Source organism: Mycobacterium lehmannii, assembly GCF_001499925.1.
In the GTDB taxonomy this organism is placed as follows: Bacteria; Actinomycetota; Actinomycetes; order Mycobacteriales; family Mycobacteriaceae; genus Mycobacterium; species Mycobacterium lehmannii.
On the sequence record NZ_LQIR01000069.1, the window covers coordinates 147,513 to 172,054 of the forward strand.

The 24,542-nt window shown below is 65.1% G+C and carries 26 protein-coding genes and 3 tRNA genes; 14 read left to right on the forward strand and 15 right to left on the reverse strand.

Translation table 11 applies throughout. From position 1 onward, the window contains the following. Positions 1–119: 119 nt before the first annotated feature. From AU192_RS24760 to AU192_RS24785, 6 genes are all read left to right on the forward strand, one after another. A complete protein-coding gene (locus AU192_RS24760; protein WP_064400170.1) occupies positions 120–1,487 on the forward strand; it encodes an ABC1 kinase family protein in 1,368 nt (455 codons plus the stop codon). Beyond that, a complete protein-coding gene (locus AU192_RS24765; protein WP_064400171.1) occupies positions 1,488–2,390 on the forward strand; it encodes an alpha/beta fold hydrolase in 903 nt (300 codons plus the stop codon). It abuts the gene before it with no gap. Positions 2,391–2,514: 124 nt separating this feature from the next. Next, positions 2,515–3,384: a cyclopropane mycolic acid synthase family methyltransferase gene (locus tag AU192_RS24770; RefSeq protein ID WP_064400172.1), complete on the forward strand. Its 870-nt coding sequence runs from the start codon at positions 2,515–2,517 to the stop codon at positions 3,382–3,384. A gap of 145 nt (positions 3,385–3,529) precedes the next feature. After that, positions 3,530–4,426: a cyclopropane mycolic acid synthase family methyltransferase gene (locus tag AU192_RS24775; protein WP_064400173.1), complete on the forward strand. Its 897-nt coding sequence runs from the start codon at positions 3,530–3,532 to the stop codon at positions 4,424–4,426. Positions 4,427–4,487: 61 nt separating this feature from the next. After that, the gene (locus AU192_RS24780) at positions 4,488–4,787 is read left to right on the forward strand and encodes a hypothetical protein (protein WP_064400174.1); all 300 of its coding nucleotides are present in this window, start codon (positions 4,488–4,490) and stop codon (positions 4,785–4,787) included. A gap of 120 nt (positions 4,788–4,907) precedes the next feature. Continuing rightward, positions 4,908–7,673 (forward strand): helix-turn-helix transcriptional regulator, encoded by a 2,766-nt coding sequence (locus tag AU192_RS24785; RefSeq protein ID WP_064400175.1) that lies wholly within the window; start codon positions 4,908–4,910, stop codon positions 7,671–7,673. Between the two features lie 3 nt (positions 7,674–7,676). Here AU192_RS24785 and AU192_RS24790 read toward each other — a convergent pair whose 3' ends face one another. From AU192_RS24790 to AU192_RS24860, 15 genes are all read right to left on the reverse strand, one after another. Then, positions 7,677–9,104, reverse strand: coding sequence for a sugar nucleotide-binding protein (locus AU192_RS24790; protein ID WP_064400176.1), 1,428 nt, complete (start codon positions 9,102–9,104; stop codon positions 7,677–7,679). Positions 9,105–9,117: 13 nt separating this feature from the next. Beyond that, complete coding sequence (gene rfbB / locus AU192_RS24795) at positions 9,118–10,116, reverse strand: dTDP-glucose 4,6-dehydratase (protein ID WP_064400177.1); 999 nt, start codon at positions 10,114–10,116, stop codon at positions 9,118–9,120. Beyond that, complete coding sequence (gene rfbA, locus AU192_RS24800; RefSeq protein WP_064400178.1) at positions 10,116–10,985, reverse strand: glucose-1-phosphate thymidylyltransferase RfbA; 870 nt, start codon at positions 10,983–10,985, stop codon at positions 10,116–10,118. Before rfbA ends, rfbB begins: the two co-directional genes overlap by 1 nt. 72 nt (positions 10,986–11,057) lie before the next feature. After that, a complete protein-coding gene (locus tag AU192_RS24805; protein WP_064400179.1) occupies positions 11,058–12,866 on the reverse strand; it encodes a PE-PPE domain-containing protein in 1,809 nt (602 codons plus the stop codon). A gap of 186 nt (positions 12,867–13,052) precedes the next feature. Then, entirely contained in the window at positions 13,053–13,766 is a 714-nt protein-coding gene (gene rplA / locus AU192_RS24810; protein ID WP_064400180.1) for a 50S ribosomal protein L1, read from the reverse strand. 101 nt (positions 13,767–13,867) lie between these two features. Then, positions 13,868–14,296 (reverse strand): 50S ribosomal protein L11, encoded by a 429-nt coding sequence (gene rplK, locus AU192_RS24815; protein ID WP_064345535.1) that lies wholly within the window; start codon positions 14,294–14,296, stop codon positions 13,868–13,870. 86 nt (positions 14,297–14,382) lie between these two features. Continuing rightward, entirely contained in the window at positions 14,383–15,207 is an 825-nt protein-coding gene (gene nusG, locus AU192_RS24820; protein ID WP_064400181.1) for a transcription termination/antitermination protein NusG, read from the reverse strand. A gap of 41 nt (positions 15,208–15,248) precedes the next feature. Continuing rightward, the gene (gene secE, locus AU192_RS24825) at positions 15,249–15,662 is read right to left on the reverse strand and encodes a preprotein translocase subunit SecE (RefSeq protein WP_064345533.1); all 414 of its coding nucleotides are present in this window, start codon (positions 15,660–15,662) and stop codon (positions 15,249–15,251) included. Between the two features lie 75 nt (positions 15,663–15,737). Then, positions 15,738–15,810, reverse strand: a tRNA-Trp gene (locus tag AU192_RS24830). A 267-nt stretch (positions 15,811–16,077) separates the two neighbouring features. Then, positions 16,078–16,641 carry a (3R)-hydroxyacyl-ACP dehydratase subunit HadC gene (gene hadC, locus AU192_RS24835; RefSeq protein ID WP_064400182.1) on the reverse strand — a complete coding sequence of 188 codons (564 nt, stop codon included), beginning with the start codon at positions 16,639–16,641 and terminating at the stop codon, positions 16,078–16,080. 2 nt (positions 16,642–16,643) lie between these two features. Beyond that, a complete protein-coding gene (hadB, locus tag AU192_RS24840) occupies positions 16,644–17,072 on the reverse strand; it encodes a (3R)-hydroxyacyl-ACP dehydratase subunit HadB (protein ID WP_064400183.1) in 429 nt (142 codons plus the stop codon). Beyond that, complete coding sequence (gene hadA / locus AU192_RS24845) at positions 17,059–17,535, reverse strand: (3R)-hydroxyacyl-ACP dehydratase subunit HadA (protein ID WP_064400184.1); 477 nt, start codon at positions 17,533–17,535, stop codon at positions 17,059–17,061. The genes hadB and hadA overlap by 14 nt, the downstream gene beginning before the upstream one ends. A 51-nt stretch (positions 17,536–17,586) precedes the next feature. Next, positions 17,587–17,754 carry a 50S ribosomal protein L33 gene (rpmG, locus tag AU192_RS24850; protein WP_059101288.1) on the reverse strand — a complete coding sequence of 56 codons (168 nt, stop codon included), beginning with the start codon at positions 17,752–17,754 and terminating at the stop codon, positions 17,587–17,589. Positions 17,755–17,792: 38 nt separating this feature from the next. Then, positions 17,793–17,866, reverse strand: a tRNA-Met gene (locus AU192_RS24855). Positions 17,867–17,899: 33 nt separating this feature from the next. Continuing rightward, a tRNA-Thr gene (locus AU192_RS24860) sits at positions 17,900–17,972 on the reverse strand. 133 nt (positions 17,973–18,105) lie between these two features. Between AU192_RS24860 and AU192_RS24865 the strand changes: the two genes are divergently transcribed. The 8 genes from AU192_RS24865 to AU192_RS24900 all read left to right on the forward strand — a co-directional run bounded on the left by AU192_RS24865 (position 18,106) and on the right by AU192_RS24900 (position 24,375). Next, on the forward strand, positions 18,106–18,966 hold the full coding sequence (locus tag AU192_RS24865) for an NYN domain-containing protein (protein ID WP_064400185.1): 861 nt from the start codon (positions 18,106–18,108) through the stop codon (positions 18,964–18,966). 34 nt (positions 18,967–19,000) lie between these two features. Beyond that, entirely contained in the window at positions 19,001–19,714 is a 714-nt protein-coding gene (locus AU192_RS24870; RefSeq protein ID WP_064400186.1) for an MBL fold metallo-hydrolase, read from the forward strand. 96 nt (positions 19,715–19,810) lie between these two features. After that, positions 19,811–20,233 carry a DUF2510 domain-containing protein gene (locus AU192_RS26190; protein ID WP_064400187.1) on the forward strand — a complete coding sequence of 141 codons (423 nt, stop codon included), beginning with the start codon at positions 19,811–19,813 and terminating at the stop codon, positions 20,231–20,233. A gap of 21 nt (positions 20,234–20,254) precedes the next feature. Next, entirely contained in the window at positions 20,255–20,929 is a 675-nt protein-coding gene (locus tag AU192_RS24880) for a hypothetical protein (protein ID WP_064400188.1), read from the forward strand. A gap of 27 nt (positions 20,930–20,956) precedes the next feature. After that, positions 20,957–22,012, forward strand: coding sequence for a phospholipase effector Tle1 domain-containing protein (locus AU192_RS24885; RefSeq protein ID WP_064400189.1), 1,056 nt, complete (start codon positions 20,957–20,959; stop codon positions 22,010–22,012). A 140-nt stretch (positions 22,013–22,152) separates the two neighbouring features. Then, positions 22,153–22,971, forward strand: a complete 819-nt coding sequence (locus AU192_RS24890; protein ID WP_064400212.1) for a hypothetical protein — start codon at positions 22,153–22,155, stop codon at positions 22,969–22,971. Positions 22,972–23,056: 85 nt separating this feature from the next. Next, complete coding sequence (locus tag AU192_RS24895; RefSeq protein ID WP_064400190.1) at positions 23,057–23,758, forward strand: crotonase/enoyl-CoA hydratase family protein; 702 nt, start codon at positions 23,057–23,059, stop codon at positions 23,756–23,758. Between the two features lie 8 nt (positions 23,759–23,766). Continuing rightward, on the forward strand, positions 23,767–24,375 hold the full coding sequence (locus AU192_RS24900) for a TetR/AcrR family transcriptional regulator (protein ID WP_064400191.1): 609 nt from the start codon (positions 23,767–23,769) through the stop codon (positions 24,373–24,375). Positions 24,376–24,542 lie beyond the last annotated feature (167 nt).

Here is a 24,542-nt window from a genome sequence, read left to right on the forward strand (position 1 = left end):
AGTACGAGTAGCGGCCTGCTGGAATGCAATTTCGGCGCAACCGGGACCCTTAGAAGGCCAACTGTGAGCCGGTGCACACGTTTTTACGGGCCACCGCGGATTTTGAGACACTGGCCGTTATGAGTGCCACGCGAAAGACGCAGCACCGCGACGTAGCCAAGCTCGACAGGGTCCCCCTGCCGATCGAGGCGGCCCGCGTCGGCGCCACGGGTTGGCAGATCACCCGTACCGGCGCGCGGGTCGTTTCGAAGATCGCCGGCCGCGGTTCGCTGCAGCAGAAGATCATCAAGCAGGTCCCGCAGGCGTTCGCTGACCTGGGGCCCACCTACGTCAAGTTCGGCCAGATCATCGCGTCGAGTCCCGGCGCGTTCGGCGAGCCGCTGTCCAAGGAGTTCCGCAGCCTGCTCGACCGGGTTCCGCCCGCGGACCCCGAAGAGGTGCACAAGCTGTTCGTCGAGGATCTCGGCGACGAACCCGCGAACCTGTTCAAGAGCTTCGACGAAAAGCCGTTCGCGTCCGCGTCGATCGCCCAGGTCCACTACGCGACGCTGCACAGCGGTGAAGAGGTCGTCGTCAAGATCCAGCGCCCCGGCATCCGCAGGCGGGTCGCCGCGGATCTGCAGATCCTCAAGCGCGGCGCGCGGCTGGTCGAGTTCGCCAAGCTGGGTCAGCGCCTGAGCGCTCAAGACGTCGTCGCCGACTTCGCCGACAACTTGGCTGAGGAACTCGACTTCCGGCTCGAGGCGCAGTCCATGGACGCCTGGGTCGCGCACATGCACGCCTCCCCGCTGGGGCGCAATATCCGTGTGCCCCAGGTCTATTGGGATCTCACCAGCGAGCGCGTGCTGACGATGGAGCGCATCCAGGGCACCCGTATCGACGACGTCAAGACCATCCGGCAGAAGGGCTTCGACGGCACCGAACTGGTCAAGGCGCTGCTGTTCAGCGTCTTCGAAGGCGGCCTGCGACACGGGCTGTTCCACGGCGACCTGCATGCGGGCAACCTCTACGTCGACGACGACGGCAAGATCGTGTTCTTCGACTTCGGGATCATGGGCCGGGTCGACCCGCGCACCCGCTGGCTGCTGCGCGAACTCGTGTACGCGCTGTTGGTGAAGAAGGACCACGCCGCAGCGGGCAAGATCGTCGTGTTGATGGGCGCGGTCGGCACCATGAAGCCGGAGGCCGAGGCCGCCAAGGACCTGGAGAAGTTCGCGACGCCGTTGACCATGTCGACGCTGGGCGACATGAGCTACGCCGAGATCGGCAAGCAACTGTCGACGCTCGCCGAGGCATATGACGTCAAGCTGCCGCGCGAACTGGTTCTGATCGGCAAGCAGTTCCTCTACGTCGAGCGCTACATGAAGCTGCTCGCACCGAAGTGGCAGATGATGTCGGATCCCCAGCTGACCGGCTACTTCGCCAACTTCATGGTCGAGGTCAGCAGGGAGCACGACACGGAACTCGACAGCGAGGTCCGCGGCTGAATGCAGGTCCGAACCGGATTCGCCAAGTCCGGCGATCTCGAAATCTACTACGAGGACATGGGCGATCCGAACGACCCGGCGGTCCTGCTCATCATGGGACTTGGCGCGCAACTTCTGATGTGGCGCAAAGATTTCTGTGAGCGGCTCATCAACCAGGGCCTGCGGGTCATCCGGTTCGACAATCGAGATGTCGGCCTCTCCACGAAACTCCGGGGGCTGCGCACCGACGCCCCGCTGGTGCCGCGGATGCTGCGCTCGCTGCTCGGGAGGAAAAGCCCGGCCGCATACACACTCGAAGACATGGCCGACGACGCGGCCGCCCTGCTGAACCACCTCGAGATCGAGCGCGCCCACGTTGTCGGCGCGTCGATGGGCGGGATGATCGCCCAGGTGTTCGCCGCCAGGCACAAACCGCGCACGCAGTCGTTGGCGATCATCTTCTCGAGCAACAACCAAACGCTGCTGCCGCCACCGGGTCCGCGGCAGCTGATCGCGATCTTGCAGCGGCCCAAGGGCAACACCCGCGAGGCGATCATCGAAAACGCCATCCGGGTCAACAAGATCATCGGCAGCCCGGGCTTCCCCGCCTCCGAGGAGCGGCTGCGCGCCGACGCGATCGCGGACTACGACCGCTGCTACCACCCCGCCGGGATCGGCAGGCAGTTCTCGGCGATCCTGGGCAGCGGCAGCCTGTTGCACTACGACCGCGAGATCACGGCCCCCACGGTGGTGCTGCACGGCAAGGCCGACAAGCTGATGCGCCCGTCAGGAGGACGCGCTATCGCCAAGGCCATCGAGAACGCCCGGCTGGTGCTGTTCGACGGTATGGGTCACGAACTGCCCGAGCCGCTGTGGGACGACATCATCGGCGAGCTGAAAACCGTTTTCGCCGCGAATATTTGACGTCGGCGCAAGCGTTCCTCGGGTGGCCAGCAGGCAGGGCTGCGCGTACATTCGTCCCGAGTGCTTCCGGGCTTGAACTGTCACAGGCGACGCGAGCTCTGATTCCGCCCAGAAAGGCACACCAGTGGCTGCAACACGCAATTTGACGCCGCACTTCGCCGACGTGCAGGCGCACTACGACCTCTCCGACGAGTTCTTCCGGCTCTGGCTGGATCCGTCCCAGACCTACAGCTGCGCCTACTTCGAGCGCGACGACATGACGCTCGAGGAGGCTCAGCGTGCCAAGGTCGATCTCGCGTTGGGCAAATTGCGCCTCGAACCGGGGATGACGCTGCTCGACGTCGGCTGCGGTTGGGGTTCGACGATGATGAGGGCCGTCGAGAAGTACGACGTCAACGTCGTCGGCCTCACCTTGAGCGAGAATCAGCACGCCCACGTCGAGAAGGTCTTCGCCGCATCGGACAGCCCGAGGTCCAAGCGGGTGTTGCTCCAGGGCTGGGAACAGTTCGACGAGCCCGTGGACCGAATCGTGTCGATCGGCGCGTTCGAGCACTTCGGCAGGGACCGCTGGGACGACTTCTTCACCATGGCCCACCGCGTGCTGCCCGACGACGGGGCGATGCTGCTGCACACCATCACCGCGCTCACACTTCCGCAGATGGCGGAGCGAGGTATGCCGCTGACGTTCTCGGTGGCCCGGTTCGTGAAGTTCATCCTCACCGAGATCTTCCCTGGTGGATACCTGCCGACCATCGAGCTGGTTGGCGAGCACGCCGAGAAGGCAGGCTTCGAGTTGACCCGGCGACAGAGTTTGCAGCCGCACTACGCGCGCACGCTCGACTGCTGGTCAGCGGCGCTGGAGACGCACAAAGACGAGGCGATCGCCATCCAATCCCAAGAGGTCTACGACCGCTACATGCACTACCTGACCGGCTGTGCACACGGCTTCCGCGTCGGATACATCGACGTCAACCAGTTCACGCTCCAGAAATAGCCCCCGCCTCCCACAAAATGCCGCCGGAGTGGCGGCAAGCCGAATTAGGGTTCGGCAACGGCCGACGATATGGTGTCGACCAGATCATCACGTGACGAACCGCAGGTCCGCGTCACGTCATTGGGAAAGGCCAAGCAGGGGAAATATGTCTGACAACTCAACCGGCACGAAGGATATGCGGCCTCATTTCGAGGACATCCAGGCGCATTACGACCTGTCGGACGACTTCTTCGGCGTGTTCCAGGACCCGACGCGTAAGTACAGCTGCGCATACTTCACCGGCCCGAACGTCACGCTGTCGGAGGCGCAGATCGCCAACGTCGACCAGCACCTCGACAAGCTCGACCTCAAGCCGGGTATGACACTGCTGGAGGTGGGCTGCGGGTGGGGCCTGACGTTGCAGCGTGCGATGGAGAAGTACGACGTCAACGTGATCGGGCTGACCCTGTCGAAGAACCAGCAGGCCTACTGCAACCAGCTGCTGAGCAAGCTGGACACCGAGCGCACCTACGACGTCCGCCTCGAGGGCTGGGAGCAGTTCCACTCCCCCGTCGACCGCATCGTCTCCATCGAGGCGTTCGAGCACTTCGGCTTCGAGCGCTACGACGACTTCTTCAAGACGTGTTTCGACATCCTGCCCGACGACGGCCGGATGACCATCCAGAGCAGCGTCGGCTATCACCCGTACGACCTGGCCGCACGCGGTAAGAAGCTGACCTTCGAGATGGCCCGCTTCATCAAGTTCATGATCACCGAGATCTTCCCCGGCGGCCGCCTGCCGACGACGCAGATGATGGTGGAGCACGGCGAAAAGGCGGGCTTCCAGGTGCCCGAGCCGCTGTCGTTGCGTAACCACTACATCAAGACGCTGGGCATCTGGGCCGACCGCCTCGAGCGCAACAAGGACACCGCGATCGCGGCCGCCGGCGAGGAGAACTACGACCGGTACATGCGCTATCTCAAGGGCTGCCAGTGGTATTTCATCGACGAGGGCATCGACGTCAGCCTGGTCACGTACCTGAAGCCCGGCGCAGCCGCGTAAGGGACGAAACGTAGGGAAATACCTGATTCGCCGGGCGTGAGGAATCGCTACCGTTCGACAGATGAGCGGGAGTGGGGAATCCGCGTGCTACCTGGCTGAATGGTATCTGCCGGAGCTCACTGAGCAATCCGTCGAGGACCTCGTCGCACGTCTTGACGCCGCGGCGGCCGTCGCCACTGGCGAGGGCACTCCCGTCGAGCTGCTGATCACGCTGGCCGTACCCAGCGACGAGGTGCTCTACGGCGTCTTCGGCGCCGGCTCGCGAGAGATCGTCTCCCGGACCTGCCTGGCGGCCGGTGCACCACACCAGCGGCTGTCCGCTCCGGTGGGCACCCGGATCCGGCGCCACCACCGCGCATGACGTTGCCGGACACCTCCGCACTCCTTCGCTCTGCCTATTAAGCGCACCTCTTAGCTGCATATCCGCGGCCCACGGCTACTGCGCCTCATACGTCAGCGGGATATCCTCGATTTGCTGTCGATGAGGGGTGTGGTTCTGGTGTCCGGCGTGATCGAACGTCCGGCCGAATTTCGGGCGGTCGGCGATTTCCTGGAATCCGCCGACACCGAACCATGTGCACTTGTCATCGATGGAGAGGCCGGAGCCGGCAAGACCACCCTGTGGCTGACGGGTATCTCTGCGGCCCGTCAACGCGGCTTCCGGGTGCTGACGGCGCGCGCCGGCCAGGCCGAGACGACTCTCGCGTATGCGGCCGTCGCCGACCTCTTCGGCGACATTCCCTCTGAGGTCTTCGCCGGCCTGCCGGACGTGCAGCGCCTGGCTGTGGATCGCGTGCTGCTGCGCGCCGACGGCGACGGCCCGCCGACAGATCAGGGCGCGGTCGCGGCGGCATTCGCCGGTGCCGTCGAGCACCTCTGCGGCGACGGGCCGGTACTCATTGCCGTCGACGACCTGCAGTGGCTGGATCCGTCCAGTCAAGCCGTGGTGGCCCTCGCCGCCAGGCGGTTCAGCGGTCGCGTGGGCGTGCTGGCCACCGAACGCACCGAACACGAGGGCGCCGGCGCGGCCAGCTGGCTGCAGGTAGGCGACTCGCCCGGCGTCCGCAGAGTGCACGTGGGCCCCTTGAGTCTCGGCGGCCTACACGCCCTGATCTCGGCGCGGCTCGGCCGAACCTTTCCTCGCCCGACGATGGTCCGGATCGCCGAGATCTCCGGCGGCAACCCGTTCTACGCCCTCGAGCTGGCGCGCGCGATCGACGCGGGCGGTTCCCAGTCGGTGTTGCCCGCGACGCTCGCGGAGTTGATGCGCAGGCGCATCGGTCGACTGGAACCCGAGACCCAGGTCCTGCTGCTGGCCGCCGCGTGCGAGGCCGCTCCCACCGTCGACCTGTTGGCCCGTGTCACGCACAGCACGCACGATCGCACCGCCGAACTGCTGGCCGAAGCCAGAGACAAGGGCATCCTGAGCATCAGCGGTGACGCCGTGGCATTCTCGCATCCGCTGCTGGCGCGCAGCGTGTACACCGACGCCAAACCGAGTGCGCGACGCGCCATGCACCGGTCGCTGGCCGAGGCGGTGGTCCTCGACGAGTCCAGAGCCAGGCATATGGCACTGGCCGCCGCCAGCGCCGACCCTGCCACGCTCGAGGCGCTCGACATCGCCGCCGACACGGCGGTGGCACGCGGTGCACCCGCCGCGGCCGGCGAATTACTTGAGCTGGCAATCGGTCTCGGCGGCGACACGCCGACGCGGCGGATTCGCGCGGCCGACCACTACCTGCACGCCGGCGATCTGGAGCGCACCCGTTGGCTGCTGGATGGATTGATCGAGCGCATTCCGCGTGGCGTGCACCGAGCGATGGCGTTGAATTTGTTGGCCAGCATGCGGATTCAACACAACAGCTTCACCGACGCGGTTGCCCTCTTGGAACAGGCGCTCGACCATGACGAGGGCGACCGCGAGGTCCGGGTCCGCACGCTGCTGCTGCTGGCATATGCGCGCCTCAACGCCGGTGAGTTCGGGGCAGCGCTGCAAAGTGCGGAACGAGCGGCCGCTTACGCCGAAGACGTTGGGATCGCCGACCTCACGAGTCAGGTTCTCGCGGTGCGCACCAACATCGCCTGCATGTGCGGTCGCGGCGTCGACTGGTCGGGCATCGACCGAGCGTTGGCACTGCAGGATCTGAGCAGCGAGGCGCCGATCGCGTTCCGCGCCAGAGCCAACCACGCCTTGATGCTGGCGTTCGTGGGGCGGTTGGACGAGGCGATGGACCAGATGGCCTTCGTGCGTCAGCGTTGCGTCGAGCGAGGAGCCGAAACCGATCTGATCTTCGTCGCGGTGTTCAGCGCGCTGATCGAGATTTGGCGGGGACGCTACGACGACGCGACCCGCATCGCCGAGGAGACCGTGGAGCGGGCACAGCAACTCGGCGGCGAGCACATGCGCGTGGTCGCCAAGACCATCCAGTCCGCAGTCGCCGCGTATGCCGGCAGGGAGGGTGAAACCCGCGCTGTCGCCCGGAAGGCGATCGACCTCGCCGAGCGTTGCGGTTCCCCTCGGCTGGCGGACTGGGCTTCGGTCAACCTGGCGTTCCTCGAGGTGTCGTTGGGCAACTACGAACAGGCGCTACAGATCTTGCAGCCGCTGGTCGACCGGTTCCCGTTCCTGCCAGGCACGGAGATCATCACCGCAGGATTCGTCCCCGACGCGGTCGAGGCGATGGTCGCGCTCGGCCGCGCCGCCGAAACCGAGCCGATGATCGAGGCACTGGAGGCCAATGGGCGACTGTTGAACAGGCCGTGGATGTTGGCCATGGCCGCACGGTGCCGCAGCCTCTGGCTGGCCGCGCAAGGCGAGGTCGACGAGGCTGCCGACATGGCGAGACACGCGCTCGCGCACCATGAGCGCCTGCCGATGCCCTTCGAGCGTGCTCGAACCCTGTTGCTGCTCGGCCAGTTACAGCGACGTCAGCGGCAGAAGGAGGCGTCGCGCACGACGATGACCGAGGCCTTGCACGTGTTCGAGGGCTTGGGCACTCCGCTGTGGGCGCAGCGGGCGCGCGCCGAGCTCGCGCGGGCCGGCGCGTCGAGCAACGGACATCTGGGTTTGACGCCGTCGGAGCACCGCGTCGCCGAACTCGCCGCGTCGGGGATGACGACCAAGGACGTGGCCACCGCGCTGTTCATCAGCCCCAAGACGGTCGAGACCAATCTCTCTCGCATCTACCGGAAACTCGGAATCAGATCACGGGCCGAACTCGGGCGCGTCTTTGGCGAGAACCTCTGACGCTCAGGGTGTCTCGATGGACTCGCGGCGAATGTAGTTCACTAGAGAAGCGTCCGCGTCGGCGGGTTCGAAACCGACCGACTGGATCTTGGCGAGATCGAGGACGCTGTTAGCCGGTCGAGGCGCGACGAGCTTCGTTGCGTCGGCGAAGTACTGCTCGGTCGTGACATCGGTGATCCGGCCCGGGTCGTGACCGGCGAGTTCGAACGTCCGCCGCGCGATGTCGGCCCACGTGCTCACCGTCCCCGAACCGGTGACGTTGTAGACGCCGTACGGGGCGTGCGTGTCGGTCAGATGTCGGATTGCCCTTGCGATTTCCGATGTGAACGTCAGGCGGCCGTGTTGATCATTCACGACGGAGGGATTCACCCCGCGGTTGGCGAGGGAGAGCATCGTGCGCACGAAGTTGTTCCCGTCGCCGATCACCCATGAGGTCCGAATGATGTAGTGCCGGTCGACCGTCGCCACGGCCAGGTCGCCCGCCGCCTTGGTCTGGCCGTACACGCCAAGCGGTGACACCGGGTCGTCTTCGCGATAAGCCCTCGCGATTTGGCCGTCGAAGACATAGTCACTGGAGATGTGCACCAAAGTGATGTTGTTGTCAGCAGCGGTACGAGCCAAGGCGGCCACGCCGGCGACGTTGGTGGCCCATGCCGCCGCACGACCTTCCGGCGTCTCGGCCGCGTCCACACCCGTGTAGGCGGCGGCGTTGATGATCGTCTCGTATTCGCGCCAGCGGCGCGCGGACTCTATGCCGGTGGCGGTGAGGTCGACGTCGGCGCGTTCGGCGAATTCGACACCGGGAGTACCGGCGTACGCCTCGCGCAGCGCCAGGCCCAGTTGACCACCGGCGCCGAGAACCAGGGTCTTGCGCGGCGGAATTGGTTTCACCTCCGCCAGACGCGGGTTCTCGCGATCCTTCGCCGACAGCTCCGCGCGGTCCAGCGGAATCGGCCAGTCGATGGCGACGGTCTCGTCGGCGAGGTTGACCGAGGTGTACTGGGCATCGGGCGAGTAGTGATCGTTCACCAGGTAGATATACGCGGTGTTGTGCTCCAGATTCTGGAATGCGTTACCAACCCCGCGAGGGACGAAAACCGCTCGCGATGGGTCGATTTCGGCCGTGAAGGTAGCGCCGAACGTCGGGCCGTCACGAAGGTCGACCCACGCGCCGAAGATCCGACCGGTCGCGACGGAGATGAACTTGTCCCACGGCTCGGCGTGGATTCCGCGTGTGGTGCCCGCACTCTCGTTGAGCGACACGTTGTTCTGCACCGGCTTGAAATCGGGCAAACCGAGCGCGAGCATCTTCTCGCGCTGCCAGTTCTCTTTAAACCATCCCCGGTTGTCTCCATGCACGGGCAGTTCCCACACGACTAGCCCCGGGATGGGAGTCGTCAAAGCGCGCAGGGGCTTACCGAAATCAGTCACAACTGGGCCTTCTTCACTGACCCATCCGGGCGTAAAAGCTCTCGGTGGCGTCTTTGGCGGGCGCCCACCAGTCTTCGTGGTCGCGGTACCACTGGATCGTTGCGGTCAGACCTTCTTCAAAGTCTTGGTACTGCGGCTGCCACCCGAGTTCCTCGCGCAGCTTGGTGGAGTCGATCGCGTACCGCAAGTCGTGACCGGCTCGATCGGTGACGTGGTCGTAGGCGTCGGCGGGCTGACCCATCAGGGTCAGGATCAACTCGATGACGGTCTTGTTGTCCTTCTCACCGTCCGCGCCGATCAGATACGTCTCACCGATACGTCCCTTGTCGAGCACGGTCAGCACCGCCGACGAGTGGTCGTCGGCGTGAATCCAGTCCCGCACATTGCGGCCCTCGCCGTAGAGCTTGGGGCGGATTCCTCGCAGAACATTCGTGATCTGTCGCGGGATGAACTTCTCGACGTGTTGATAGGGCCCATAGTTGTTGGAGCAGTTCGAGATCGTCGCGGCCACACCGAACGATCGAACCCAGGCCCGTACCAGCAGATCGCTGCCGGCCTTGGTCGACGAGTACGGAGACGACGGGTTGTACGGCGTCTGCTCGGTGAACCGGCGCGGGTCGTCGAGCTCCAGATCCCCGTACACCTCGTCGGTCGAGATGTGATGGAAGCGCGTGCCGTGCCTGCGCGCGGCCTCGAGCAACGTGAAGGTTCCCGCGAGGTTGGTGTGCAGGAACGGCTCGGGGTTGTCCAGCGAGTTGTCGTTGTGCGATTCGGCGGCGTAGTGCACGACCGCGTCCACCGCCGCGAACAGCTCATCGACGAGTGGGGCGTCCGCGATGTCGCCGTGCACGAACATCATTCGGTCGTCAGGCAGTCCGGCAAGCGAGGCGCGGTTGCCCGCGTAGGTCAGCTTGTCGAGCACGGTGACGTGATGATCGGTGTGGTCGATGACGTACCGCACGAAGTTCGAGCCAATGAAGCCCGCTCCACCGGTGACGAGGAGTCGCGACATCAGCGTCCCCTCTCCAGGAGGTTCAGCAGGTAGTTGCCGTAGCCCGACTTCACCAAAGGCGTGGCACGTTCCCGTAATTCGTCGTCGCTGATCCAGCCCTGCAGCCAGGCGATCTCCTCGGGCGCGCCGATCTTCAGCCCCGTGCGCCGTTCCATGGTGCGCACGTACTCGGCGGCATCGGTCATCTGGTCGAAGGTGCCGGTGTCCAGCCAGGCGGTTCCGCGGGGCAGCACGTGCACCTGCAGCCGCTCCTGCTCGAGATAGCAGCGGTTGACATCGGTGATCTCGTACTCACCGCGGGCACTCGGCTTCAGGCCTTTGGAGATCTCGACCACGTCGTTGTCGTAGAAGTACAGACCCGGTACGACGTAGTTGCTCTTGGGCCGTTCGGGTTTCTCCTCCAAGGAGATTGCCAAGCCGCTGTCGTCGAACTCGATCACGCCGTAGGCGGACGGCTCCGCCACCCAATAGGCGAAGATGGCGCCGCCGTCGATCGTGGTGAAGCGCTGGAGCTGGCTGCCCAGCCCAGGACCGTACAACAGGTTATCGCCGAGCACGAGGGAGACGTTGTCGGTGCCGATGAACGTCTCACCGATCGTGAAAGCTTGTGCCAGGCCGTCCGGAGACGGCTGCTTGGCGTAGGTGATCGATACCCCGAAGCGTGATCCGTCACCGAGCAGGCGTTCGAAACCGTCCGCATCGTGGGGCGTGGTGATCACCAGGATGTCGCGTATGCCCGCCAGCATCAGCGTCGAGAGCGGGTAGTACACCATCGGCTTGTCGTAGACGGGCACCAGTTGCTTCGACACACCCAGGGTGATCGGGTGCAGACGCGTGCCGCTCCCGCCCGCCAAGATAATGCCCCTCACGCGCCCAATCGTGACACACAGCGAATTCGCGCGCGCAGAGAGACGCTGGTCCGGACGGTTGAGCCTGTGCGGTCAGGCTGCGGCCGGTTCGGAGTCCTTCGAGTCTTGCGTGTCGATCGCGCCCTGGGGGTCTTTCGTGGTCCCGCTCGGGTCGGGCTTCGTCGTGAGGCCCTCAGAGGGTTCGGGGCTCGCCGGGCTGATCTTCTGCACGCTGCCGTTACCGCCGCCCGCAGGCCCCGCGGCCGGCTTGTTCGGCGAGGCGTCCAGCGAGACGCTCCGACCGTTGGCATCGATCCGGTTCTGTGCGGGATTCGTTGTGACCTCGGGATCCTTCTTGACGTCGGGGCCCTTCACGGCAACGACGCCATTGCCGTCGGCGGGGTCGGTCGTCTTCTCATCCACGACTTCCTCGGCGACGATCGGAGTGGTTTCGAGTACGGGGTCCTGCGGCTCCTCGCCCTCGACGATCTCTCCTTCGGCGAGCTCCGTGATGACCTCGCCCTCGATCGCTCCCTCGACGACCGGCGTCCCAGCACCTTCAGTCAGCGTGAGATCCCCCTCGCTCTTGACGGTGAGCACCATCTCGTCGGCGTCGCTACCCGCGGCCAGCAGCCGCGAACCGTCACCCTGATTTTCGTCGGCATCCGCCAGAATCTCGGCTCCCGGCGGATCGCCCTGCTCATCCGCCGCACCGGGAGGAGCGACCGGTGCCGGCACTGGATCGGGGGTGATCGTTATCGGCTTCGGCGCCAGCTCCGGGATGAAGTTTCCGAGGAAGTTGACCACACCCTGGAAGACGGCCGGAATCATCCTGAGCACCAGCGTGATCGGGTTGAAGAACGGGATCAGTCCGATCGGGGAATACTGCCCGAACGGGATGTTGCGGTTGTAACCCGTCTCTTCGATGAGCACCTCGAGGATGGGCTCCCAGAAATCTGCGATCGGTTTGCCGATCAATGGGATGGAGTGCAGCGGGCGCACTGCCGGGAGCACCTTCGGCCTGACGGTGTAGTACGTCGTGTCTCCGTACTGCTGAATCTGGACGAGATCCGGGTGCTTCTCGGGGTAGGTCGTGAGCTCCTTCCACTCGGCAACGGTGTATCCGGCGGGGGTTTCACCGGGATCACTGTCCTCGTTGATCGCGAGATAGGTGCCGTGGTCGTAGTAGAAGCCCAAGACCGAGTTGATGATGGCCAGCGGATTGAGCAGGTATTGCGGGAAGTCGGCGATGCCCTCCCATCGGATAGCCCAGTCCTTTGTCTTGAACGGCGTGTTTGTCGGCGTAGGCTGGCCGGTCGTCACATCCAGGATCGGGATGTGACCGAGAATTCCGAATCGCGAGAGGATTCCGCCGTTCGGGCGATTCGGGTTGCCGATGTAAACGAACTCTATGGAGTCCGCGTTATCGACCAGCTTTTTCCATTTGCCGCTGGCGAACTGCATCTTCGAGATGGTGACCACGCGGGACCCCTGGGAATACCCGGCAATCACGATGTCCCCGTCGTAACCGAGGCTCTCCATCGTCGTCAGCACTTCATTCAGGTTCTTCACGCCATCAGCTACGGACACGTCGAACTTCTCGCATCGACCCGGGTCGCACCAGCCCGGCAATGGAATCGGCCAGAACGATGCGAAGTAGTCGATGCCGTCCAGCTGGCAGTTGTTGGCGACGGTGCAATCCGTGCGCTTCATGTAGTAGTCGCGGTAGTTCGGCATGTAATCGGTGATATCGTTCGCGTTCGGCGTCCCCGTCCCAGGCACGATCAGCGCGGTCGTAGCGGCCAGACTGACCGCCGCCAACAGTGCGGTCGCGGCGCTGAGGACGGCAGCGCTTACTAGGCCCAGCAAAGAGAGAAAGACGACCCGGATGCACTTACGCATGGGTCAACTTTCACATAGGCGCGGCGGCAGCGACGACAAAACCCGCGAAGTTCCGGGGGTAAATTCTGTCGGCCAAATCTCTACCGGCCCAATGTAGGCGTCGCATGCCCGAGGTCGCTGACAGCAACGTCTAGACCCCGCTTCCGGATCGCCGGACGCCGCGGTGTAAATCCGCGACAGCGGCTCCTACGCCCCGGCTTCGGTGAAGTTGCGCGTCACCGACGGGTCGACCGGAATGCCCGGGCCGGTCGTGGTCGAGATGACGACCTTCTTGAGGTAGCGGCCCTTCGACGACGACGGCTTGGCCCGCAGGATCTCGTCGATCGCGGCGCCGTAGTTCTCCGCAAGCGCCTTCTCGTCGAACGACGCCTTGCCGATCACGAAGTGCAGGTTGGCCTGCTTGTCGACGCGGAAATTGATCTTGCCGCCCTTGATGTCGGACACGGCCTTGGCGACGTCGGGCGTCACGGTGCCCGTCTTCGGGTTCGGCATCAGGCCGCGCGGACCGAGGATGCGCGCGATCCGGCCGACCTTGGCCATCTGGTCGGGCGTTGCGATCGCTGCGTCGAAGTCCAGCCAGCCGCCTTGGATCCGCTCGATCAGGTCGTCGCTACCGACGGCGTCGGCACCGGCGGCCTCGGCAGCCTCGGCCTTGTCGCCGACCGCGAACACCACAACGCGGGCGGTCTTACCGGTGCCGTTCGGGAGGTTGACGGTGCCGCGCACCATCTGATCGGCCTTACGCGGGTCGACACCCAGCCGGATCGCCACCTCGACGGTCGCGTCCTGCTTCTTCGATCCCGTCTCCTTGGCCAGCTTCGCCGCCTCCAGCGGCGTGTACAGCCGGCTGCGATCCACCTTCTCGGCGGCTTCGCGGTATGCCTTGCTCGTCTTGCTCATTCGTTTCTCCTAATTGCTGAGTTGTGGTCTGTGATGATTGCTCTTCGCGCGAGCGCTCATCGCCGGGCCGAAGCTGGCCCTCCCACGGAATTCCGGTCGAACTACTCGACCGTGATGCCCATCGACCGGGCGGTGCCGGCGATGATCTTGGCGGCCTGATCGATGTCGTTGGCGTTCAGGTCGTCCTTCTTGGTCTCGGCGATCTCGCGCACCTGATCCCAGGACACCTTGGCGACCTTGGTCTTGTGCGGCTCGCCCGAGCCCTTCTGCACACCAGCGGCCTTCAGCAGCAGCTTGGCTGCGGGCGGTGTCTTGAGGTTGAACGTGAAGCTGCGGTCCTCGTAGACGGTGATCTCCACGGGGATGACGTTGCCGCGCTGATTTTCCGTCGCGGCGTTGTACGCCTTGCAGAACTCCATGATGTTGACGCCGTGCTGGCCGAGCGCCGGACCGACCGGCGGGGCGGGGTTGGCCTGCCCGGCCTGGATCTGCAGCTTGATCAGCCCGACGACCTTCTTCTTCGGGGCCATGGTGTTGGTTGTTCCTCTCTCGGTTCTTCGCGACTTGTGCACACGTTGTTGCGCCAAGCGCTCCTAGGCGTGCACAAATCGCCGGCTTAGATCTTGGCGACCTGGTTGAAGGTCAGTTCGACAGGTGTTTCGCGGCCGAAGATGGACACCAGCACCTTGAGCTTCTGCTGCTCGGCATTGACCTCGCTGATCGAGGCGGGCAGCGTCGCGAACGGACCGTCCATGACGGTGACCGACTCGCCGACCTCGAAGTCCACCTCGATCGGCGCGCGTTCGATGCCCCCGGCCTCGGCGGCGGCTGCACCGGCCGCAGCCGCGGCCTTTCCGGGCTTCTTCGCCGCGGCGGGTGGCAGCAGGAACTTCACCACATCGTCCAGCGACAGCGGCGACGGCCGCGACGTCGCACCGACGAAGCCCGTCACACCCGGTGTGTTGCGCACCGCGCCCCACGACTCGTCGTTGAGCTCCATGCGCACCAGGATGTAACCGGGCAACACCTTGCGGTTGACCTGCTTGCGCTGACCGTTCTTGATCTCGGTGACCTCTTCGGTCGGCACTTCGACCTGAAAGATGTAGTCGCCGACGTCCAGGTTCTGCACGCGGGTCTCGAGGTTGGCCTTCACCTTGTTCTCGTAACCGGCGTAGGAGTGGATGACGTACCAGTCGCCCGGCTTGGTCCGCAGCTCCTTCTTCAGCGCGACCGCCGGATCCTCTTCCTCGGGCTCGGCGTCAGCGGGGGCTGCTTCACCGGCCGCATCGTCCGTGGTGGCCGCCTCGTCGCTCACGGCGTCACCGGCGACGTCGGCGTCCTCGGTCGCCGGGTTGGTGGTCGCGTCGGTCGTCGCCCCAGTCGTTTCGTCGATCAGGTCAACGCTCTCGGCCGAAGGCGTATCGCCCTCGAAGCTAGTCACTTGTCAGTCCTCTCGAAATTCTCATCCGTCGCGCGTACTCGTCAGCCGAACACCAGCGAGACCAGCTTGGCAAGGCCGAAGTCGACGCCGCCGATCATCGCCAACATGAACGCCAGGAACAGCAGCACCACGCCGGTGTAGGTGGCCATCTGCTTGCGGTTCGGCCAGATCACCTTGCGCAGCTCGGCGACGACCTGCTTCAGGTAGTTCCAGACGAACAGGAAGGGATTCCGCGACGGTCCGTCGGCACGCTTCTTGGCGGCCTTCTTCGCGGTGCCCGACCCGTTCTTCGTGGGTGACGCCGCGGTGCCGGTGGACAGATCGACCGCTTCGCTGGCGTCTTCGCCGGCGGCTGCTCGACGGGTCCGCTTGCCCGACGGGCGGGTCGGTCGGGTCACGACGGCGCCGCGGCCGTTTTCGGTGTCGGAGCCGGCATCGTCGTGCTCGTCGCTCACCGCATGCTCCCTTGTCTGGTCATCTGGTTTGTGGGTCACCTTCCAGTGTCCACACTTGTCGAGTATTCAGTTGAGCAGGGGCGACAGGACTTGAACCTGCAACCTGCGGTTTTGGAGACCGCTGCTCTGCCAGTTGAGCTACGCCCCTTCAGAGTGGCACTCCACAGGCCACCCGTTCGGGGCTCACACAATTCGCGCGCTCCCCGATCGGCCGATCTTCAAACCGACGGACAGCGCGCTGGACTGGGAAAACCCCGAGGACCGAGTGTAGCGCGCCACCCGTCCGAGTTACTAATCCACCGGCGAGCCGATCAAGCTTCGACCGGCGGGCCGGTCATCAAGCTTCGACCGGCGGGCAGGTCATCAAGCTTCGACCGGCGGGCAGGTCATCAAGCTTCGACCGGCGGGCCGGTCATCAAGCAGACGCCTCGCCGTTCACGCTCTCGGCACCATCGGGATCCTCGACGGGATCATGGACGACGGGCTTGCGGACGACCTGCCCCGTCTCCGGATCCCAGCCGGCCGAGATCGAGTTGTCGCCCTCGTGGCCCATCAGCGTGGTGAACGACTCCATGACGAGCTCACCATGCCGGTCGATCAGCTTGTTGCGGGTGGTGACGATGTCGGCACCGAAGCGTTCGTCCACCGACTGGATCTCCAGCGTCCCGGTCAGTTCGTCGCCGGCCTGTATCGGACGATGGAACTTGAACTTCTGGTCGACCTGCACGATCTGCATGGTTTCGAAGCCCACGTCGTTGTGCTGGAAGAAGTGCCGCTGGATCATGACCGCGAAGATCGACATGAACGTCAGCGGCGCGATGAGCCCGTCATGGCCGGACGCCTTGGCGGCCTCCACGCTGTGGCTCTGCGGATCGTGGGCTTTGACGGCATTCGCGTACTGGCGGATCTGTTCCGTGCCGACGACGTACGGCTCCGGGTACTCCCAGACCATGCCCTTGATATCGATTTTGAGGGCCACGGCTACGCCAACTTCGCAACGGCCACCGCACGACCGAAGATCTTCTTGCCGCCGGTGGTTGCCGAGAGCGCGATGGTCACCGACTTCGTCTCGGGCTCAACGGATTTGATGCGTCCGTTGAAGACGATCTCCGCCCCGATGCCGTCGTTGGGCACGGGCACCACAGCGGTAAACCGCACGTTGTACTCGGTGACCGCCGCCGGGTCGCCGACCCACTCGGTGACGTATCCGCCGCCCAGGCCCATGGTCAGCATGCCGTGCGCGATCGCGGTGTCCAGCCCGACCTGCTTGGCGATGTCGTCGTCCCAGTGGATCGGGTTGAGGTCACCCGACACCCCCGCGTAGTTGACGAGGTCCTGCCGCGTCAGCGGAATCACCTTCTCGGGAAGCTCGTCGCCCTTCTTCACCGAGGCGAACTCACGCAGTGGCATCTGAAAAACCCTCTTCTCCGTCACCCGTCCGACCCGCCAGGGTCGTGAACGTCTCCTGCACGACGTCACCGGCTTCGTTGGTGACGATGTTCTTCAATACGACGATGTCGGTGCCGTGGGCCTGCCGCACGGAGTCCACCTGCACCTCGCAGTAGAGCTTGTCGCCCGCGAAGATCGGCTTGGCGAACTTGACCACCTGGTCGACCTGCACGATCTTGGCGTCTTTGATCCCCACGTTGGCGTGCTCGAAAAACGAAATCTGCGCCATGTACCCAAGGACGCTCATGAATGTCAGCGGTGCGGGCAACGCCTTGTGACCGAGTTCGGCCGCGGCGTCCTCGTCGAAGAATGCGCGATTGTCGTTCTTCACCGCGACCGCGTACTCGCGAATCTTCTCGCGACCGACGACGTAGTAGTCGGGGTAGCGGTATTGCATCCCGACGATCCGCTCGGACAAAGACACAGTTAGTGAACCTACCTAGCACCCCGGGCAACGCCTACGGGCTGACTCGTCTTAGCGCGATTCCTTATGCGGCTGGTGCTTGCCGCAGTTCGGGCAGAACTTCTTGATCTCGAGCCGGTCCGGGTCGTTACGGCGATTCTTCTTGGTGATGTAGTTGCGGTGCTTGCACACCTCGCACGCCAAAGTGATCTTCGGCCGTACGTCGGTACTGGAGGCCACGGTTCTTCGTCCTTCGTTTACGCGTTCGATGCTGCCTGTAGCGGTGGGGGGGCTCGATCCCCCGACCTCACGATTATGAGTCGTGCGCTCTAACCAGCTGAGCTACACCGCCCCGGGATCCGGGCGGATGTCCGCCCGCTCACCGAGCCCCCTAACGGAATCGAACCGTTGACCTTTTCCTTACCATGGAAACGCTCTGCCGACTGAGCTAAGGGGGCCTGCCTACTTCGAGGTTCGCGCACCGCGGCGCGAGCCTTAAAGAGGGTACATTCTCGCCGATTGCCGCGCCAAACCGCTGATCACCGCAACCGTTACTGTCTGACTCTAGTCGGACAGTGATAGGACGGAACAGTGACCGAACCCGGCGCGACCCGTGTAGCGGTGTACCTCGACTTCGACAACATCGTGATCTCGCGGTACGACCAGATCCACGGGCGCAACTCGTTCCAGCGTGATAAGGCTGCGGGCTTTCACAAGAATCCGGGTCGGCTGACGCAGGCAACCGTGGACGTCGGCGCAATCATCGACTACGCGTCGTCGTTCGGCACGTTGGTGCTGACCAAGGCCTACGCCGACTGGTCAACCGACGTCAACGCCGACTACCGCGACCAGCTCGTCGGGCGCGCAGTCGACCTGGTGCAGCTGTTCCCGGCCGCCGCGTACAGCAAAAACGGGGCCGACATCCGGCTCGCGGTCGACACCGTCGAGGACATGTTCCGGCTGCCCGACCTGACCCACGTCGTCATAGTCGCCGGCGACTCCGATTACATCCCGCTCGCACAGCGGTGCAAACGCCTCGGACGCTACGTCGTCGGCATCGGCATCACCGGATCGATCAGCCGGTCGCTGACCGCGGCCTGCGACGAGTACGTCTCCTACGACGCGCTGCCCGGCGTTCCGGCGGTCAAGACGGAAGCCCCGAAGCGGCGACGCACCAAGGCCGACGCCGAGCAGGACGCAGAACAGCCCGATCCGCAGGCCGCCGGGACCGCGCTGCTCGAGCGGGCGCTGCGCATCGCGCACGGCAAGGACGACTCCGACTGGCTGCACAATTCGGCGGTCAAGGCTCAGATGAGGCGCATGGATCCGTCGTTCTCGGAGAAGTCCCTCGGGTTCAAGTCCTTCAGCGACTTCCTGCGCTCGCACACCGACCTGGTCGAACTCGACGAGAGCAGCACCATCCGCATGGTGCGGCTGCGCAGCCAGGACTGAGTCCCGAAATCCGGGCCCAGATACGCTGACGGTCATGGCTTCGGATCGGCTCTACTTCCGTCAGTTGTTGTCCGGTCGCGACTTCGCGGCCGGTGACATGATCGCCCAGCAGATGCGCAACTTCGCCTACCTGATCGGCGACCGCGAGACCGGCGACACGGTGATCGTCGACCCCGCCTACGCCGCAGGCGATCTGGTTGACGCGCTGGAGGCCGACGGCATGCGGCTGTCCGGCGTGTTGGTCACCCACCACCACCCCGACCATGTCGGCGGTTCGATGATGGGTTTCGAACTCAAGGGGCTCGCCGAACTGCTCGAGCGCACGAGCGTGCCGGTGCACGTCAACCAGCTTGAGGCCGACTGGGTTTCGAAGATAACCGGCATTGCGCGCAGCGAGCTCACCTCGCACCAGCACGGCGACGTCGTCAAGGTCGGCGACATCGACATCGAACTGCTGCATACGCCCGGCCACACTCCGGGCAGCCAGTGCTTCTTGCTCGACGGGCGGCTCGTCGCCGGTGACACCCTGTTCCTGGAAGGGTGCGGACGCACCGACTTCCCCGGTGGCAACGTCGACGACATGTTCCGCAGCCTGCAGGCGCTGGCGAAACTGTCCGGCGACCCGACGGTGTTCCCCGGCCACTGGTACTCCGCCGAGCCCAGCGCCTCCCTGTCGGAGGTGCGCCAGACCAACTACGTCTACCGGGCCAGCAACCTCGACCAGTGGCGCATGCTGATGGGCGGCTGACTCGACGGTACCGGTCTGACGTGCGAAAAGCGCCGGTCAGAATGCTGCTGCGCTAATCTCCCGTTTGCTCGGCGCCTATCGGGAGGATCGCCTGCGATGACGAGACCACCCACCCCCGCAGGCTGGTATCCCGACCCCGACGGCGCTGGCGGCCAACGGTATTGGGACGGTTCGACGTGGACCGAGCACCGTTCGCCGGACCCGACGTCGCAGCCCGCAGAGCCGCCGTCGGCCATCGAACCACGGATGCGCGCCGAACCGCGCTCCAACGACAACCGCACACTGCTCACCCGCTACCTCGCCGTGTGCGGCGCCCTGCAGAAGCTGCACGCCGGAAACACCGTCTATTCCATCGACGACGAGGCGATGTTCTATGTGGGCGGCGGATTCGTCGAGATCGATTCCGGCGCCGAGGCGCTGGTCGGCCTCGCCTACGACGTGCCGACGGGAACGGTGCCTGGCTTCATCGAGGTACACGCCGATCCGTTGAGCCCGGGTGTGCAAACCCCGTTGACGTAGCGTTCCGACAGACTAGCCGACATGGCGGACACGCTCTATGCCGACGTCTCGGAATGGCAGGCCGGAGTCGACGACAGCTATCAGTACCCGGTGTTGTGCATCCGCTCCAACGATGGGACGTATCGAGATCGTCAGTGGCGCAACAACTACGACTGGTGCCGCCGCAGTGCCGACGACGGGCGTCTGACATTTTTCCTCGTGTACTTCGTGTGGCGACCGAACTGGCGCGAGACTGTGGCCACGTTCCGCGACCAGGTGGGCACTCCGCACCCGAGGATGGCGGTGATGCTCGACGTCGAGTCGTGGGGCGGCCAGATCCGCGGCGACCGCTCGGCGGAGATCAACGCCAGCTGCCGCGAGATCGGCGCGTTCGTCGGCAGCACGGCGAAGGTGATCGGATACGGCAACGTCGGCGACTTGAACACCCTGTGGCCGCACAAGCCGCCGGGGCTTCGGGTCGTGGTCGCCGCCTACGGATACAACCCTCCGTATCCCGGAAAGGTGGCGCATCAGTACACCGACGGCACCGGATATGGCGGCGGTCTACCGGAGGGTGCGCCACCGTTCGGCAACTGTGACATGAACTCCGCCGACGGTTTGGCGCCCGACGTTTTCGCAGGTGCTTGCGGCATAACGGTTAAAAGGCGCGAATTTCTGGACAAGATGGCCGCACGGGGGCAAACTTGTAGACCCTAGCGTCAATTATTCGGGCCGGGGGCCAAGATGAAGAAGCTAGTGCTGTGCTTCGACCGCACTCGTGGCTATCCCGACCCTGGAACCGCGACGAACGCGCATCGACTCATTCGTCTGCTCGACGACGTCTCCGACCAGCTCATCTGGTACCACCCGGGAGTCAGGGCGAACTCCGGGATGACGCTGCGGCCGTTCAGAGCCGCGGCCGACGACGCTCGCGGCGCCATCGCCGAGGCGTATCGCTTCCTGGTCGACAATTGGGAACCCGGCGACCCGATCTATCTGTTCGGCGTCGGTCGCGGCGGTTACTGCGCCCAGAGCCTGACCCGTTTACTGGCCACCGTCGGGGTGCTTCCGGAGCTGACGGATTTCGTGCTCGGCGCGTATGCCCTGCCCCGGACCGGCCGCGACCAGCAGGACTGGACGCGCGTCACACAAATCGCCACCGAGTTGGAGCAGCAGCGCGAAATCCCCGTCGCCGTCCGGTTTTTGGGCATCTGGGACGCGGTGAGCATCCCGGGCTTGACGCACCGGTCGATGCCGGCCCCGATGCCCAACGTCGAATCCGGCAGGCACGCGGTCGCGATCGACGGGCGCCCCGGCGAACGGTTGACGACCTCGGCGTCGGAGCGCATCGAGGAGGTGTGGTTCCGCGGCGCCCACTGCGACGTCGCCGGAGGGCCGGGGGCGTGCAGATCGCTGGCCGACATCAGCTTCGACTGGTTGATCGACGGCGCGCTGAGCGCTGGGCTGGCGATTTCCGAGGAGCGCACGGACACGCTGCCCGCACCCGGTCAGTACGACGCGCTCGCCGAAACCGCCCACACGATCTCGCTCCGCAAGCTCCCCGAGGAGGCGGCCGTGCACTCCAGTGTCGAGTTGTACCTGCGCGAGCATCCGCAGTATTGGAAGCGCTTACCGGCCCGCGTGACGTGGTCGGACCGCGACTGGGCGGCACGCGGTGAGCGACTGGTCAGTCCGAGGGGCGCGACGGCCGAGAAAGCGATGGCCGACATCGGGTTCGCAGCGTCGTTCGGCGAGCTGGTCAGCAATACCGCGGAGTTGAGCCCAGCGAGCCGATCCTGACCAATTACGCCGGTCAAGATCGTCCGCAGCGGGCTTTCTAATCGACGCCCACGCCAAATTGGCAAAGGGTGTGTGATCCGCGGCTGCGTGATATACAGCGGTGCGTGGATGCGGATGGGGTTCTCGGCCTCTCGGCCGGCATGTGGACGGCGCTGGCCGCCTGGCTCGCCGTCGTGGTGGGAATCGCCGCCCTGGTTTATGCCTGGCGGCAGTATCAGCGGGGACGGCGGCAGAGCGAAGAGCTCATGGCGCCCAACGTGGCGATGTTCATGGAGCCGGCGGCCAACGACTGGCATCTGATCGAGCTCGTGGTCAAGAACTTCGGCCGGACACCGGCCTACAACATCCGGTTCGACTTCGCGCATCCGCCGACGGTGGCCAAGTACGAGAACGTCTACGACGACCGTTATGTCGACATCGCGCCGCTGAACCTGCCCGCCGAGATCCCGTATCTGGCGCCCGGACAGGAATGGCGCATCGTCTGGGATTCGGCGCTGGACCGTCGCGAACTCGGCGAGGCCATCGCATCCCGGTTCGACGGCGCGGTCACCTACTACGACCGGCAGGGGCACGCCAAGAAGAAGGGCTCGCGCCACCGGTACCGGTCCACGGCGGTGCTGGACTGGTCGACGCTGCATCCGGTCGAGCGGCTGGAGCTGTTGACCACGCACGACCTCGCCCGCCAGGAGAAGCAGAAGCTCGAACTGCTGCGTCATCTGCTGACCTACTACCACTACGCGGCGAACGAGAGCCGCGAAGACGTCCTGCGCCAGGAGATCAACCGCGTGCGGTCCTCGGTCGACGAACTTCGCGATCGGTACCGCACGGAAACCGAAGGCCCGCAGCGCACACGGCGCAACGGGGCGGTCCCCGGTCGGCCGGTCGACATCGACGCCGAATTCGAGGAAGCGCACACCCAGATCCTCAAGACCAACACGGCGCGGCACCGTATCGCGTGACAGCGCCGAGATAATGGCTCTTGGCAATCGTATCGATGTTTCGTAACATCGATACGATTAACCGTCCGCATTCAAAGGAGAAGCGATGAGCAGCCTCGTTGGCTATGAACTGAACGAGTCGGTCGCCACGATCACGCTGGACGACGGCAAGGTCAATGTCCTCGGCCCGGCCATGCAGACCGCGATCAACGAGGCGCTCGACCGCGCGGAGAAGGATGCCGCCAAGACCGTCGTGCTCGCGGGCAACGGGCGCGTGTTCAGCGGTGGTTTCGACCTGACCGTGTTTCAGTCCGGCGACGCACAGGCGGCGCTGGGAATGCTCGCGGGCGGATTCGAGCTGGCGGTGCGGTGCCTGACCTTCCCGGTGCCGGTGGTCATGGCCGCGACGGGTCCGGCCATCGCGATGGGGTCGTTCCTGTTGCTGTCCGGGGACCACCGGGTCGGTCAGCCGAAGACCCGCTGCCAGGCGATCGAGGTGGCGATCGGCATGACGATCCCAGTCGCCGCGCTGGAGATCATGCGGTTCCGTCTGACCCCGGCGGTCTATCAGAGGGGTGCGGCGCTGGCGTCGACATTCGCCGGTGACGAAGCCGTCTACGGCGGGTGGCTCGACGAGATCGTCGAGGCCGATCGCGTGTTGACGCGGGCGCAGGAGGTGGCCACGGAACTGGTGAACACCGTGCACACCGGCGCGCACGTCGCGACCAAGCTGAAGGCCCGCGAGTCCGCGCTTGACGCCATTCGGGCCGGAATCAACGGGCTGGCAACCGAATTCAGTCTCGGATAGGAAGCACGATGCCGAGGGCGAAGCAGCGCACGCCCGAGCTGAGGGACCACCTGCTCGAGGTGGCGATCGCGACGTTGTCCGAAGACGGGATCTCGGGGTTCACCACGCGCCGGGTCGCCGAGCGGGCGAGCACGTCGGTACCCGCGGTCTACGAGCTGTTCTCCGACAAGGCGGGACTGCTGCGGGCGATGGTCTTCGAGGGCTTCCGGCTGCTGGGCGCCGAACTGGAGACGGTTCCGCTGACCGAGGATCCACTCGCCGATCTCGAACGGCTGGTGCCGGTCTTCCGGTCGTTCTGCCGGTCGTATCCCCGGCTCGCCCAACTGATGTTCGCGCGGCCGTTCGCCGAATTGGAGCCTGGGCCCGACGAAGCGGCGGCAGGCGCCTCGGTGCGCGCGGTATTCACCGGCCGGATCCAGCGCTGCGTCGACGCGGGGCTGCTGGCAGGTGACGTCGCCGACATCGCTCACGTGCTGCTGGCGCTCGCGCAGGGGCTGGCGGTCCAGGAACTCGGGCGGTGGCTGGGTTCGTCCGCGCCGTCGATCGAGCAGCGGTGGCGACTCGGCGTGCGCTCGCTGCTGGCGGGGCTGCGCCCGGCCCCCCCAAGCGATTTGTAAGTGATTTCGTTCGCCCAGTGGCTGTTGCGATTTGTGGTTGGTTGCCGGTGGGCGGTGACAGGTTGGTGGTACAGGTTGGTGGTGTGGCCCCGGTCTATGCGGTGGCTGTGTGGAGTCGGGTGAGGTTGAGTGCTGCAGCGGCCAGGTGAAGTTCGGCGGTGACGGCT